Source organism: Sulfitobacter sp. 1A13679 (assembly GCF_043557115.1).
Lineage (GTDB): Bacteria > Pseudomonadota > Alphaproteobacteria > Rhodobacterales > Rhodobacteraceae > Sulfitobacter > Sulfitobacter faviae.
Genome location: NZ_JBIFFO010000007.1, coordinates 68,662 through 81,758 on the forward strand (window position 1 = coordinate 68,662; position 13,097 = coordinate 81,758).

13 protein-coding genes are annotated in these 13,097 nt (G+C 64.3%); 8 read left to right on the top strand and 5 right to left on the bottom strand.

Annotated features, from left to right (window positions below; all coding sequences use genetic code 11):
* Positions 1-131 precede the first annotated feature (131 nt).
* Positions 132-1,763 (top strand): SulP family inorganic anion transporter, encoded by a 1,632-nt coding sequence (locus ACGYLA_RS07450; protein WP_394431525.1) that lies wholly within the window; start codon positions 132-134, stop codon positions 1,761-1,763.
* 242 nt (positions 1,764-2,005) lie between these two features.
* Here the strand turns inward: ACGYLA_RS07450 and ACGYLA_RS07455 are convergent, their stop codons facing one another.
* Entirely contained in the window at positions 2,006-2,611 is a 606-nt protein-coding gene (locus ACGYLA_RS07455) for a flavin reductase family protein (RefSeq protein ID WP_394431527.1), read from the bottom strand.
* Positions 2,612-2,716: 105 nt separating this feature from the next.
* Between ACGYLA_RS07455 and ACGYLA_RS07460 the strand changes: the two genes are divergently transcribed.
* Positions 2,717-3,196 carry a GNAT family N-acetyltransferase gene (locus tag ACGYLA_RS07460; protein WP_394431664.1) on the top strand — a complete coding sequence of 160 codons (480 nt, stop codon included), beginning with the start codon at positions 2,717-2,719 and terminating at the stop codon, positions 3,194-3,196.
* 51 nt (positions 3,197-3,247) lie between these two features.
* Complete coding sequence (locus ACGYLA_RS07465) at positions 3,248-4,015, top strand: EcsC family protein (RefSeq protein ID WP_394431529.1); 768 nt, start codon at positions 3,248-3,250, stop codon at positions 4,013-4,015.
* On the opposite strand, the gene modC is transcribed toward ACGYLA_RS07465, so the two are convergent.
* The 3 genes from modC to modA are packed head-to-tail and all read right to left on the bottom strand — an operon-like array spanning position 4,016 to position 6,520.
* Positions 4,016-5,101 (bottom strand): molybdenum ABC transporter ATP-binding protein, encoded by a 1,086-nt coding sequence (modC, locus tag ACGYLA_RS07470; RefSeq protein WP_394431531.1) that lies wholly within the window; start codon positions 5,099-5,101, stop codon positions 4,016-4,018.
* Positions 5,101-5,793: a molybdate ABC transporter permease subunit gene (gene modB, locus ACGYLA_RS07475; RefSeq protein WP_394431533.1), complete on the bottom strand. Its 693-nt coding sequence runs from the start codon at positions 5,791-5,793 to the stop codon at positions 5,101-5,103. The genes modC and modB overlap by 1 nt, the downstream gene beginning before the upstream one ends.
* Positions 5,783-6,520: a molybdate ABC transporter substrate-binding protein gene (gene modA / locus ACGYLA_RS07480; protein ID WP_394431536.1), complete on the bottom strand. Its 738-nt coding sequence runs from the start codon at positions 6,518-6,520 to the stop codon at positions 5,783-5,785. The genes modB and modA overlap by 11 nt, the downstream gene beginning before the upstream one ends.
* 110 nt (positions 6,521-6,630) lie before the next feature.
* On the opposite strand from modA, the gene ACGYLA_RS07485 reads away from it, so the two are divergent.
* The 5 genes from ACGYLA_RS07485 (at position 6,631) to ptsP (ending at position 12,062) form a co-directional block, all read left to right on the top strand.
* Positions 6,631-7,098: an NUDIX hydrolase gene (locus tag ACGYLA_RS07485; protein WP_067267814.1), complete on the top strand. Its 468-nt coding sequence runs from the start codon at positions 6,631-6,633 to the stop codon at positions 7,096-7,098.
* A gap of 94 nt (positions 7,099-7,192) precedes the next feature.
* Positions 7,193-7,660, top strand: coding sequence for a DUF1178 family protein (locus ACGYLA_RS07490; protein ID WP_394431538.1), 468 nt, complete (start codon positions 7,193-7,195; stop codon positions 7,658-7,660).
* 26 nt (positions 7,661-7,686) lie between these two features.
* A complete protein-coding gene (locus ACGYLA_RS07495; RefSeq protein WP_394431540.1) occupies positions 7,687-8,331 on the top strand; it encodes an SDR family NAD(P)-dependent oxidoreductase in 645 nt (214 codons plus the stop codon).
* Between the two features lie 87 nt (positions 8,332-8,418).
* Positions 8,419-9,657 carry an aspartate kinase gene (locus ACGYLA_RS07500; protein WP_136720516.1) on the top strand — a complete coding sequence of 413 codons (1,239 nt, stop codon included), beginning with the start codon at positions 8,419-8,421 and terminating at the stop codon, positions 9,655-9,657.
* Between the two features lie 161 nt (positions 9,658-9,818).
* On the top strand, positions 9,819-12,062 hold the full coding sequence (gene ptsP / locus ACGYLA_RS07505; protein WP_067263814.1) for a phosphoenolpyruvate--protein phosphotransferase: 2,244 nt from the start codon (positions 9,819-9,821) through the stop codon (positions 12,060-12,062).
* 9 nt (positions 12,063-12,071) lie between these two features.
* Here the strand turns inward: ptsP and ACGYLA_RS07510 are convergent, their stop codons facing one another.
* Complete coding sequence (locus ACGYLA_RS07510) at positions 12,072-13,094, bottom strand: NAD-dependent epimerase/dehydratase family protein (protein WP_394431543.1); 1,023 nt, start codon at positions 13,092-13,094, stop codon at positions 12,072-12,074.
* Between the last annotated feature and the right edge of the window lie 3 nt (positions 13,095-13,097).

Below are 13,097 nucleotides of genomic sequence, written 5' to 3' on the forward strand. Positions count from 1 at the left end.
GCAGCAACTTCCGTGGCCCCGTCGCCAAGACACTTTTCTTTGGGGCGAAATTCCTCTAGGTGCAGCCAAAAGCGCCCCGCATCCGCGGTCAGGGCGCTATACCCGTTTTCCGAAAGTCAAAGGACGCCCCCATGCGCGCCACGCTGCACAATTTCGCCAAGAACCTCGATGTGACCGATCTGCGTTGGATGCCGGATGACGGTTTCTCCATCGGGCGGCTGCGGATCGAACTGCTGTCGGGGCTGACCGTGGCGCTGGCGCTGGTGCCCGAGGCGGTGGCCTTTGCCTTCGTCGCCGGGGTGCACCCGCTGGTCGGGCTCTATGCCGCCTTTCTCGTGGGTCTCATCACCGCGCTGATCGGTGGGCGGCCCGGCATGATCTCGGGCGCGACCGGGGCGCTTGCGGTGGTCATGGTGGCCTTGGTGGCGCAGCACGGGGTCGAATACCTCTTTGCCACCGTCGTGTTGATGGGGCTGTTGCAGATTTTCGCGGGCGTCATGCAATGGGGCAAGTTCATCCGGCTGGTGCCGCATCCGGTGATGCTGGGCTTCGTCAATGGTCTGGCGATCGTGATTTTCCTTGCCCAGATGAGCCAGTTCAAAGTGCCCGGCACCATGGTCGACACCGGTCATGGCGTGGGCGGTGGTGAATGGCTTTCGGGCCAGCCGCTCTACCTCATGCTGGCGCTGGTGGCGGCGACCATGGCGATCATCTGGATCACCCCGCGGATCACCAAGGTGATCCCCGCGCCGCTTGCGGGCATCGGGGTGATTGCCGCCGTGGTGATCGGTTTCGGCCTCGACGTGCCGCGGGTGGGTGACTTGGCGTCGATCCAAGGTGGCCTGCCGAGCTTGCATATCCCCATGGTGCCGCTGACTTGGGAGACCTTCGAGATCATTCTGCCTTACGCCGTCATCCTCGCGGCCATCGGTCTGATCGAAAGCCTGCTGACCCTGAACCTCGTCGGGGATCTCACCGGCAAGCGCGGCGGCGCGAGCCAAGAATGTATCGCCCAAGGTGTGGCCAATACGGTTACCGGTTTCTTCGGCGGCATGGGCGGCTGTGCGATGATCGGCCAGTCGATGATCAACGTGAAATCCGGCGGTCGCACCCGTGTCGCCGGGATCGCGGCGGCGGTGTTCCTGCTGCTCTTCATCCTCGTCGGCTCCTCGGTGATCGAGCTTATTCCGCTGGCCGCTTTGGTGGGTGTGATGTTCATGGTGGTGATCGGCACCTTCGCGTGGAACTCGCTCACCATCCTGCGCAAAGTGCCACTGATGGATGCTTTCGTCATCATTCTGGTGACCGTGGTGACCGTGATGGAAGACCTCGCCGTGGCGGTGGTTGTCGGCGTGATCGTCTCGGCGCTGGCCTATGCGTGGAACAACGCGCGCCGTATCCACGCGACCACGCGGGACTCGGTGACCGAGAAGGGCGCCAAGGTCTATGAGATCCACGGGCCGTTGTTCTTCGGCTCTTCCGACGGCTTTGCCGAGCTTTTCGACGTGGAGAAGGACCCCGAGGTGGTGATCGTCGATTTCGCCGACAGCCGGGTGGTGGATCAATCCGCGCTACAGGCGATCGAAGCGATGGCCGCGAAATACGAGGCCGCGGGCAAACGTCTGCAACTGCGCCACCTCAGCCGGGATTGTCACCGTCTGCTGAACAAGGCGGGGCATTTGATGGTCGATAGCGATGACGACCCCGATTACGAATTGGCGGTTGATTACGATGTGCGCACCGGGGTTCTGGGCGGACACTGATAAGAAAACCCGGCGCCGAGAGGTGCCGGGTTATTTGTAGCCTTCTTAGTCAGCAACTTCTTGGTCAAGTTTGCCACCCGGCCCGGAACAAGCCGCAGGCGCCGGGCCATCGCCTGCCCGCCCCACGGGTAGGCGATCCGGCGAGGCGAGGCGCGACACTGAGAACGCACATCACGGCTGAGCAATAAAGTGGCCCGAGCTGAGCGTTGGATCACCCACCCGCGGGCAGGCGATGGCCCTTATCAATCATCCGGACGCTTCAACTCGAACACATCCCGCACCACCGTGTAATCGCGGTACCCCAAACGCGACAGCGGCTGGAACCGCGTCACGTCGAACCGCCCGTCGACCACGCAATCGTCGCGCATATGCACGCCCACGACCTCACCGAAAACCGCGAAATTCGCCTCGCCTGGCAGTTGCACGACCTGGGTCAGCTTGCACTCAAGACTGGCCGGCGCATTGGCCACCCGCGCACAGGCGATCTGTTCGCACTCGGCCTTGTCGATCCCGGCGCGGGCAAATTCATCCTCGCCATGAGGCAGCATGGCAGAACTCACGTTCATCACGTCGCGCGCCGCATATTCCACCACGTTCACACAGAACACCCCGGTCTCCCGGATGTTGGCCACGGAGTCCTTGGTGCCGTCCACGTCTTCCTTGGCGCTGGTCGAGGCGAACATCACCTGCGGCGGCACATAGGCGACGGCGTTGAAAAAAGAATAGGGCGCGAGGTTGTCGCGGCCCGCGCCATCACGGGTGGAGATCCAGCCGATTGGGCGGGGGCTGATGATGGCGTTGAACGGGTTATGCGGCAGACCATGGCCGTCTTTGGGACGATAGAACATGTACACTCCTTGATGGTTTGCACCCATGGCTAGCCTCATGCTACGTCCAGCGCCACCCGCAATTGCTCCCGAAAGCCTCCGGCCTTGCATCAGACGCCTTACAAGATGACCCCGGAGGTGCCCACCGACCATTGGGAGGTCGAAGCGCTCTATGACACCTGTTTCGCGCCGGGGCGCGAGGCGCTGTCGTCTTACCGTCTGCGCGATGGCGTGCCGCCGGTGGCGGGGCTCAGCCATGTGGCCCGTGACAGCGGCGGAATTCTGGCCGGGGCGATCCGCTATTGGCCCGTGCGCATCGGCGCGGCGAAGGCGCTTTTGCTGGGGCCGGTGGCGGTGCACCCCACAAGGCAGGGCGAAGGGCTGGGCGCGGGGCTGATCGAGACCTCGCTGGCGCAGGCGGCCCCGCTGGGCTGGGAACGTGTGATGCTGGTGGGCGACGCGCCCTATTACAACCGCTTCGGCTTTGCCCTGTTGCAGGGGGTCGAGATGCCCCCGCCTACGAACCCTGCGCGGATCTTGGGTCGCGCCCTGGCCGAGGGGGCTTGGGCCGGGGTGACGGGCAAGGTTCGCCGCTGGCACGATTGATTTTACCCCGCCCGCGACCCACATTGAGCCTAAGCTCAAAGAGGGACGCCCATGCAGATCGAAAGCAACCTGCCCAGCACCATTGATGTCGATGCCCGGCTGGATGAGATCGCCCGCCGCTACAAACAGGCCGGGGGCGTGGGCATCCATGTGCTCAACCTCATCGGCGGCAGCGCGGATGGGTTGATCGACCGTTTGCCGGGGGCGGTGCGCCGCAACCTTGAAGGGGCGACGATGAAGGCGCTTGGCCATGCCATGCAGGCCGCCCATTCCAGCCGCAGCTATGTGAAAGACCGGCAGGGTTGGCTGAACCAAGCGGTCTCGACCGCGATGGGCGCCGCAGGCGGGGCCGGGGGGCTGCCGACCGCCTTGGCCGAACTGCCGGTGACCACCACGCTTCTGTTGCGGGTCATCCAAGGGGTGGCGGCTGAACATGGGTTCGATCCCTCGGCGGAGAATGTGCAGTTCGACTGCGTGCATGTCTTTACCGCCGCCGGGCCGCTGGCGGATGACGATAGCGCCGATCTGGGGTTTCTTACCGTGCGCATGGCGCTCACGGGCCGCGCGATGAATGCGGTGATTGCCCGGGTGGCCCCGCGTCTGGCGCTGGTGCTGGGGCAAAAGCTTGCCGCGCAGGCGGTGCCGGTGTTGGGTGCGGTAGCTGGGGCTGCGACGAATTATGCCTATACCAGCTATTATCAGGACATGGCCCATGTGCATTTCGGCCTGCGCAAACTGGCGATAGAGGCGGATATCCCGCAAGAGGAACTGGTCGCCCGCCTACGCAAGAAAATGGGCAGGACGCCGCCCAAACTGTGATCAGCGCCCGATGCTGCCCGGGGCCACGGTGGTGGCCTTGAGGATGGCATAGCAGCCCATGCCCGCGCGCAGATCAAGGTCGCGGACCGCCCGCGCCGTCACCCGCGCCAAAAGCCGGTCTCCGCCTGCGTCGAGCGCGATGGCCGCACCGGGGCCGTCGCCGGGATGCACGGCCTCGACCCGCACGGGCAGGATGTTGACCGAAGACAGCCCCTCGGGCCGCGCGCGCGACAGGATCACATCCTGCGCCAAGACCCGCAGCCGCACCCGCGCGCCCACCGGCGCTTGCACGCCGGGAAGCTCCAACTGCCCCGCCCGCACGGCGAGGGTCGAAAGCCCATCCTCGGCATGGGCAATGACATCGGCCTCCAGCACCGCGCCCGCTTCGCGCACGCCCAGCAGCGGCACGGCTGCCGGGTCGGCCATCACGTCGAACAGCGCGCCTTGGGCCTTCAGCCGCCCGTTCTGCAGCAGCACCAAGCGATCGGCGAGGCGGGCAATTTCATCCACCGCATGGCTGACGTAGAGGATCGGCAGGCCCAACCCCCCGTCGCGCAACCGTTCGAGATAGGGCAGGATCTCTTGCTTGCGCGGACCGTCGAGGCTGGCCAGCGGTTCGTCCATCAACAGCATACGCGGATGGCACAGCAGCGCCCGGCCAAGGGCGACACGTTGTTTTTCTCCGCCTGAAAGCGTTGCCGGGGCACGGTCGAGCAGGGGCTCAAGCCCCAGAAGCGCCACGACATCGGCAAAACCCGCGCCTTGGCTGCCGCGCGGGGTATAGCGCGCGCCAAAGGTTAGGTTGCCGCGCACGTCCAAATGGGGAAAAAGCCGCGCGTCTTGAAAGACATAGCCCAGCCTGCGGCGATGCGGCGGCACCCAGATGCCGCGCTGCGTATCTAATAGCACCTCACCGTCCAGCACCACGCGCCCGACATCGGGGCGCAGCAATCCGGCAAGCGCATTGATCACCGTGGTCTTGCCCGCGCCGGAGCGGCCGAAAAGCGCGGTGATCCCGCCTTGGGTGGTGAAAGACAGGTCCAGATCGAAGCCGTCGAACCCATGGCGCAGCGTGACCTCCAGCATTAGCGCGCCCCCGAGATGCGTTTGGCGACCCGCCGCGCCAATGCTTCGGACAGCAGCACCGCGGCCAGCGCCACCAGACCGGCCAACGCCGCCATGGCCAGTGCGCGGTTTTCACCGCCGGGCACCTGCAAGGCCGTCCAGATCGCGCTTGGCAGGGTTTGGGTCTGGCCGGGGATATTGGCGACAAAGGTGATCGTGGCGCCGAATTCACCCATCGCCTTGGCAAAGCCCATCACCGCCCCGGCGAGGATGCCGGGAAAGATCAGCGGCAGGGTGACGCGGCAAAATACGCTGAGGCGCGGGGCGCCGAGGGTGGCGGCGGCGTCTTCGATCCGGGGGTCGACCGCCTCAATCGCCAGCCGCATGGCGCGAACCATCAGCGGGAATCCCATGATCAGCGCAGCCAGCACCGCGCCCGTCCAATGAAAGGCAAGACCAATGCCGAGGCTCTCCAACAGGCGGCCCAAAGGCGCGTTGCGGCCAAAGCTGAGCAGCAGCAGATAGCCCGTCACCACGGGCGGCAGCACCAGCGGTAGATGGACCAGCGCGCTCAGCACGCCTTTGCCGCGAAACTCTTTCCGGGCGAGAATCCACGCGACCCAGAGCGCCAGCGGCAGCGAACAAAGCATCGCCACGCTCGCCACCCGCAGCGACAGCAAGAGCGCGGCCCAAGCGGCGGCGTCAAGATCCATGATCGGCCCGAAGGAACCCGTGGTCCACAAGGATCGCCTGAGCCGCGTCGGTGGTCAGAAAATCGACCAGTGCCTTGCCCTCGGGCGTCAACGCCGCGGCGGGATAGGTGATCGGGGCATGGGCCTCGGCAGGGACCTCGTAGATGGTCTGCACCTCCGGCTCGGCCTGCGCATCGCTGGCATAGACCACGCCAAGTGGCGCATCGCCCCGCGCGACCAGCGCCAGTGCGGCACGGACATTGTCGGTCTCGGCCAAACGGCTTTGCAGCCGCTGCCAAAGCCCGGAATGGGTCAGCCAGGCGCGGGCATAGTTGCCTGCGGGAACGGCATCGCGTTGCCCCATGGCAAGCCGCCCCTCGGCGCCTAGCCGGGCGGGCAGCTCGGCGGGATCGGCAAGTGGGGCGCTGTCGGCGGGGGCAATCAGCACGAGGCGGTTGCGGGCGATGATCTGCGCATTCCCGGCCCCCTCAACGCCTTTGTCCGCGAGCCATGTCATCCAGTCGCTATTGGCCAGCAAGACCACATCGGCGGGCGCCCCGGAGGCGACCTGCCGTGCCATCGTGCCCGACCCGCCGTAAGACAGCACCACCGGCGCGGGGAAATCCGCCGTGACCTCCTCCAACGCGCCACGCAGGCTGGCGGCGGCGAAGACCGTCACGGGCGCCTCGGCCCGAAGGGGCAAGGCAAGGCTGCAAAGCACTGTCAGAAGAGCGGACAATCTTATCATTTTGGTAGTATCTTTGATGCGATGAAAGGGGGCAAGGGGATATGGCCAGACGGGGATCGCCGCGCTAGGGTCTAAGGGAAACAACCTGCCAAGGGGCGCGGCTGCAACGGATGGTGAAACAGGCTCCGATATCCTTGAACGGCGGACAGAAGGATGAACTGCGCATTCAATTCGCGGCGCTCTGCTGGCGTCGAAAACGGGGCAAGTTGCAGATCCTGCTGATCACCTCGCGCGGGAGCAAACGTTGGATCATTCCCAAGGGTTGGCCGATGGAGGGCAAGACCCCTGCCGCCTCGGCCTTGGTCGAGGCTTGGGAGGAAGGCGGCGTCGTGGGGCAGGCGCGGGGGCAATGTTTGGGCGTCTACAGCTATGCCAAAACCGGCGCGGATGGGACCTTGCCCTGTCTGGCGATGCTCTACCCGGTAAAGGTCAAGGCGCTGGCCAAACACTTCCCCGAGAAGGGACAGCGCAAGCGGATGTGGTGTTCGCGCCGCAAGGCCGCGCGGCTGGTGGAGGCCCCCGATCTGGCGCGGCTGATCCGTGATTTCGATCCGCGCAGCGGTGGTTTGGCGGGCTGACCGCGCGGCGTTTCGATGCGCGCCGCGCCCGCGCTTGTCTTGACCTCTTTCGCGCTGCAGCCCATTTAAAGCAGAGAGTTTGAGGACCGGGCGAATGATCCGTTATGCACTGAAATGCGAGGCCGGGCATGGTTTCGAAAGTTGGTTTCAATCTGCGGCAGCCTTTGACAGCCTCGCCCGTGCGGGCCATCTGAGCTGCGCGGTCTGCGGGTCGACGGAGGTGAGCAAATCGCTGATGGCCCCGCGGGTCACCTCAGGCGGCAGCGCCCCGGCTGCGCCGGAAGCGGCGGAAAAACCGCAACCCGCCGAGACACCCGCCCCGGCCCTGTCCAATCCGGCAAGTGATGTGGAAAAGGCGCTGACGGCCCTGCGCAAAAAGGTCGAATCCACCTCCGATTACGTCGGCAAGAATTTCGTGCGCGAGGCGCGGGACATGCACGCAGGGCGCACCCCCGAGCGCCCGATCTATGGCGAAGCGCGGCTGGATCAGGCGCGGAAATTGGTGGCGGAGGGCGTGCCCCTGATGCCGCTCCCGTTCAAACCCAAACGCCAACTTTCCTAAAGGCCCATTTTCATAAAGGATCGCCCATGACCATCGTTATCACAGGCGCCAGCCGCGGCATCGGCGCGGCGCTGGCCCGCCAGTATAAAGGCGCGGGCGAAGAGGTGATCGGCACCGCACGCGGCGCAGGCGCGCAGGCCGTGCTGAACGTGACCGACCCGGCAAGCCACGCGTCCTTCGCCGCAAGCCTGCAAGACCGTCCGCTGGACCTGCTGATCTGCAATGCGGGTGTGTATCTCGACAAGGGCGATGACTTGGATACCGGCTTTGGCCCCGACCTCTGGGCGCAGAGCTTTGCGACCAATGTGACCGGGGTCTTCCTCACCGTGCAGTCTCTGCTGCCCAACCTGCGGGCGGCGCAGCGGGCGAAAATCGCGATCATTGCCTCGCAGATGGGCTCCCAGACGCGGGCGCCGGGGGGCAGCTATATCTACCGTGCCTCCAAAGCGGCGGCGATCAATCTGGGGCGCAATCTGGCGGTGGACCTGAAGCCCGAGGGCATCGCGGTGGGCATTTACCACCCCGGCTGGGTGCGCACCGATATGGGCGGCGATCAGGGCGAGATCAGCGTTGAGGACTCGGCGCAGGGCCTCGCCGGGCGGATCGCCGCGCTGGACATCGCCCAGACGGGTTGTTTCGAAACATGGGACGGCCGCGCGCATCCGTTCTAGGCGGCGCTACATAACGTCATGTTAAATAGGCTTGCCCTTGCCGTGCCGTGGGCTTAGACCGCGCTGGACTGTTGCGCGGGGGACAATATGCCTGTTCTGGTTATGAAATTCGGTGGGACTTCGGTTGCCACTTTGGACCGTATCCGCCGCGCGGCAAAGCGCGTCGGTGTCGAGGTGGCCAAGGGCTATGACGTGATCGTCATCGTATCCGCCATGTCGGGCGAGACGAACAAGCTGGTCGGCTTCGTCAATGAGACCTCGCCGCTCTATGATGCGCGCGAATATGACGCCATCGTGTCGAGCGGGGAGAATGTCACCGCCGGGCTCATGGCGCTTACTTTGCAGGAAATGGACGTGCCCGCACGTTCGTGGCAGGGCTGGCAGGTGCCGGTGCGCACCACCGATGCCCATTCCGCCGCGCGGATCGAAGAGATCCCCACCGACAACATCAACGCCAAGTTCGGCGAAGGCATGAAGGTGGCCGTGGTCGCAGGTTTTCAGGGCATCAGCCCGCAGGGCCGGATCACCACGCTTGGCCGGGGCGGGTCTGACACGACCGCTGTCGCCTTTGCCGCAGCCTTTGGCGCGGAGCGCTGCGATATCTATACCGACGTGGACGGCGTCTACACGACCGACCCGCGGGTCGAATCCAAAGCACGCAAACTTGACAAGATTTCCTTTGAGGAGATGCTGGAACTGGCCTCTCTCGGGGCGAAGGTTTTGCAGACCCGTTCGGTCGAACTGGCGATGCGCTACAAGGTTAAACTGCGGGTGCTGAGCAGTTTCGAAGAACAATCTGACGACGCCGGGACGCTCGTCTGCGATGAGGAGGAAATCATGGAAAGCAATGTGGTGGCCGGGGTCGCGTTTTCCCGTGATGAGGCAAAGATGACCTTGGTGTCCGTGGCGGACCGCCCCGGCATCGCGGCGACGATCTTTACCGCGCTCAGCGAGGGCGGCGTGAACGTCGATATGATCGTTCAGAACATTTCCGAAGAGGGGCGCACCGATATGACGTGGTCCTGCCCCGTCGATCAGGTGATCCGCGCTGAAAAGGCGATGGAAAAGGCCCATGAAGAGGGGATCATCAACTATCAGGAGTTGATCGCCGACAAGGCCGTGGCCAAGGTTTCCGTGGTGGGGATCGGCATGCGCAGCCACACCGGCGTGGCCGCCAAGATGTTCAAGGTGCTCTCGGACGAGGGGATCAACATCAAGGTGATCACCACCTCCGAGATCAAGATCAGCGTGTTGATCGACCGCAAGTATATGGAATTGGCCGTGCAAGCCCTGCACGACGCTTTCGAGCTTGATAAAGCGGCCTAAACACCTGCGATGACACGGGTTTTACGCAAGGTGACCCCTTGCGTAAAACTGCAGCATCCCGCCGATATGCTGGCTGAGGATGTAGGGTATGGCGCGAATAGCATTTCTATCCTTGCGCGAGTGCGCTAAACCCTGCTCCAGAGGGACAGGGACCGGATCATATGGCCGAACGGGTTGAGACAGAAAGCCGCAAGCTGCTGGGGCGGCTGCGTGATGCGATGGCCAGCGATGTGGCGGGCCAAGCGCGGCTGGATAAGATCACCCAGTTGATCGCCAACTCCATGGGCTGCGAAGTCTGCTCGATCTATCTGTTCCGCGACGAAGACACGCTTGAGCTTTGTGCCACCGAAGGTCTGAACGAAGCGGCGGTGCATGAAACGCGCATGAAACTGGGCGAAGGTCTGGTCGGTCGGGTCGCCAAGAGGCGCACGGTCATCAACACGCCCGATGCGCCCCAAGCCGCCGGTTTCCGCTTCATGCCCGAGACGGGGGAGGAGATTTATTCCTCCTTCCTTGGGGTGCCGGTGCAACGTCTGGGTGAGACGCTGGGCGTGCTGGTAGTACAGTCCAAAGTCGCGCGGGAGTTCTCCGCTGATGAGGTCTATGCGCTTGAGGTCGTCGCGATGGTGCTGGCCGAAATGGCCGAGCTTGGCGCCTTTGTCGGCGAGGGGGCTGCAATGTCGGCCCGGCATAGCCAACCGGTGCTGCTGCGCGGCACCGTGGGGCAGGAGGGCGTGGCCGAGGGGCACGTCTGGCTGCATGAGCCGCGGGTGGTGGTCTCCAACCCCATTGCCGACGATCCTGAACGTGAGACGGAGCGGCTGACCGAAGCGGTCGAGCAATTGCGGCTCAGCGTTGACCAACTGTTAAGCCTTACCGCCGACAAAGAGCAGCAGAAGGTGCTCGAAGCCTACCGCATGTTCGCCAATTCCAAAGGCTGGATGCGGCGCATGGTGGAGGATATTCAAAGCGGGCTGAGTGCTGAGGCCGCGGTCGAGAAAGAGCAATCCATGGCCCGCGCCCGTCTGGGGCAGGTCAATGATGCCTATCTGCGCGAGCGGTTGTCGGATCTTGATGATCTGTCGAACCGGTTGCTGCGCAATCTGACGGGGCAGGGCAGCGATACCGGGGCCGAGATGCCGGTCGATCCGATCCTCGTGGCGCGCAACATCGGCCCGGCGGAACTGCTGGATTACGGGCGGTCGCTGCGCGGCATCGTGCTGGAGGGCGGCTCGGTCGGCTCGCACGCCGCTGTCGTCGCGCGGGCGCTGGCGATTCCGCTGATCGTCCATGCCAGCCGCGTGACCAATGACGCGCTGAACGGCGATCACATCATGGTCGACGGTGAGCAGGGCGTGGTGCATCTGCGCCCGGACGATACCGTGGCCACGGCCTTTCGCGACAAAATCGCGATGCAGGCGGCGGCGCAGGAACGCTATGCCTCGATCCGCGATAAACCGGCTGAGACGAAATGCGGGCGGATCATCAGCCTACAGATGAACGCGGGTCTGATGGCCGATCTGCCCTCGCTCGAAGGGTCGGGGGCCGAAGGGGTGGGGCTCTTCCGCACCGAATTGCAGTTTCTGGTGCGCAACCAGATGCCCCGCCGGACCGAGCTTGCCGCGCTTTATGCCCGTGTGCTTGACGCCGCCCATGGCCGCCGCGTGGTTTTTCGCACGCTCGACATCGGGTCGGACAAGGTGCTGCCCTATATGAAGCCCCATGATGAGCCGAACCCGGCCCTCGGCTGGCGCGCGATCCGGGTGGGGCTGGACAAGCCCGGTGTCATGCGGATGCAGTTGCAGGCCCTGATCCGCGCCGCCGCGGGCCGCCCGCTGGCGGTGATGTTCCCCTTTATCGCCCAGTTCGAGGAATTCCGCGCCGCCCGCGCCGAGGTCGACAAAGCGATGGAGCGTGAGCGTATTCTTGGCCATGTCTTGCCCGAAAAGCTGGAGGTCGGCGCCATGCTGGAGACCCCCAGCCTCGCCTTTGCCCCAAAGAAATTCTTTGAAGAGGTCGAGTTCCTGTCGATCGGGGGCAATGACCTGAAGCAGTTCTTTTTCGCCGCCGACCGTGAGAACGAACGGGTGCGGCGGCGCTATGACACGCTGAACGTCTCTTTTCTTACCTTCCTTGAGGGCATCGTAGAACGCTGCGCCGAAACAGATACCGCGCTGTCTTTCTGCGGGGAGGATGCGGGCCGCCCGGTCGAGGCGCTGTGTTTCGCGGCCATCGGGCTCAAGACCCTGTCGATGCGCCCGGCCTCCATCGGGCCGGTCAAAAGCCTGCTGCGGCGCTGCAATCTCGACGACGTGCGCGCGGTCATCCATGCCGCACGAGAGCAGGGCGAGATGTCGGTCAGGGGTGCGGTGATGGACTACGTCCGCCAGCAGCACCAGCACTAAGCGCTGCGGCTATCTGCCGTGATAATCCCGAAACCAAGCGACGAAACGCGCGATGCCTTCGTGAATGTCGGTCTGTGGGCGGTAGCCGGTGAGCCTATGTAGCAGGGTCGCATCGGCCCATGTGGCGGGGGCGTCACCCATCTGCATCCCCATGTAATTGCGGACCGCCCGTTTGCCGAGCGCGGCTTCGATCGCCTCGACGAAATCGAGCAGGCGCACCTTTTTGGAATTGCCGATATTCACCACGCGGTAGGGGGCCGCGGGGGAGAGCGAATCCCAGTCCGGCGGCGGTGGCGCCGTGCCCGGTTGCGGCGGGACGCAATCCATCAGCAGCCGGATGGCGCGCACCAGATCGTCGACGCAGGTGAAATCGCGGTACATCTCGCCGTGGTTGTAGATGTCGATCGGGCGGCCATCGAGGATCGCTTCGACAAATTTACTCAAGGCAAGGTCGGGCCGCCCCCAAGGCCCGTAGACGGTGAAAAACCGAAACATCGTCGTCGGCAGACCCCAGAGATGAGCATAGGCATGGGCCATCCCCTCATTCGCCTTTTTCGTGGCGGCGTAGATCGACAGGGGCCGGTCGGTGGCCCCGGTCTCGGCGAAAGGCATATCGGTATTGGCCCCGTAGATTGACGAGGAGGAGGCCATGAGCAGGTGTTTCACCTCCAACCGCCGCGCAGCCTCCATCACGTTGAAGGTGCCGGTGATATTCGCCTCCAGAAAGGCGCGGGGGTGGTCTATGCTGTGGCGCACGCCCGCCTGTGCGGCAAGGTGCACGATCATGTCGGGGGCAAAGTCATCAACCAGCGCGTCGAAGGTCTCGCGGTCTTCCAGCAACGCTTCTTTGGTGGTGAAATGCTCATGCTGAAGCAGCATCGCGTGGCGGCGTTGTTTCAGGGCGACATCGTAGTAATCGGTCATCCCATCATAGCCCTGCACCCGTGCGCCTTCGGCCAGCAATAGCCGGGCAAGGTGAAAGCCGATGAAACCGCCCGTGCCGGTGACAAGTATCCTTTGCGTGCTGTCCATTCT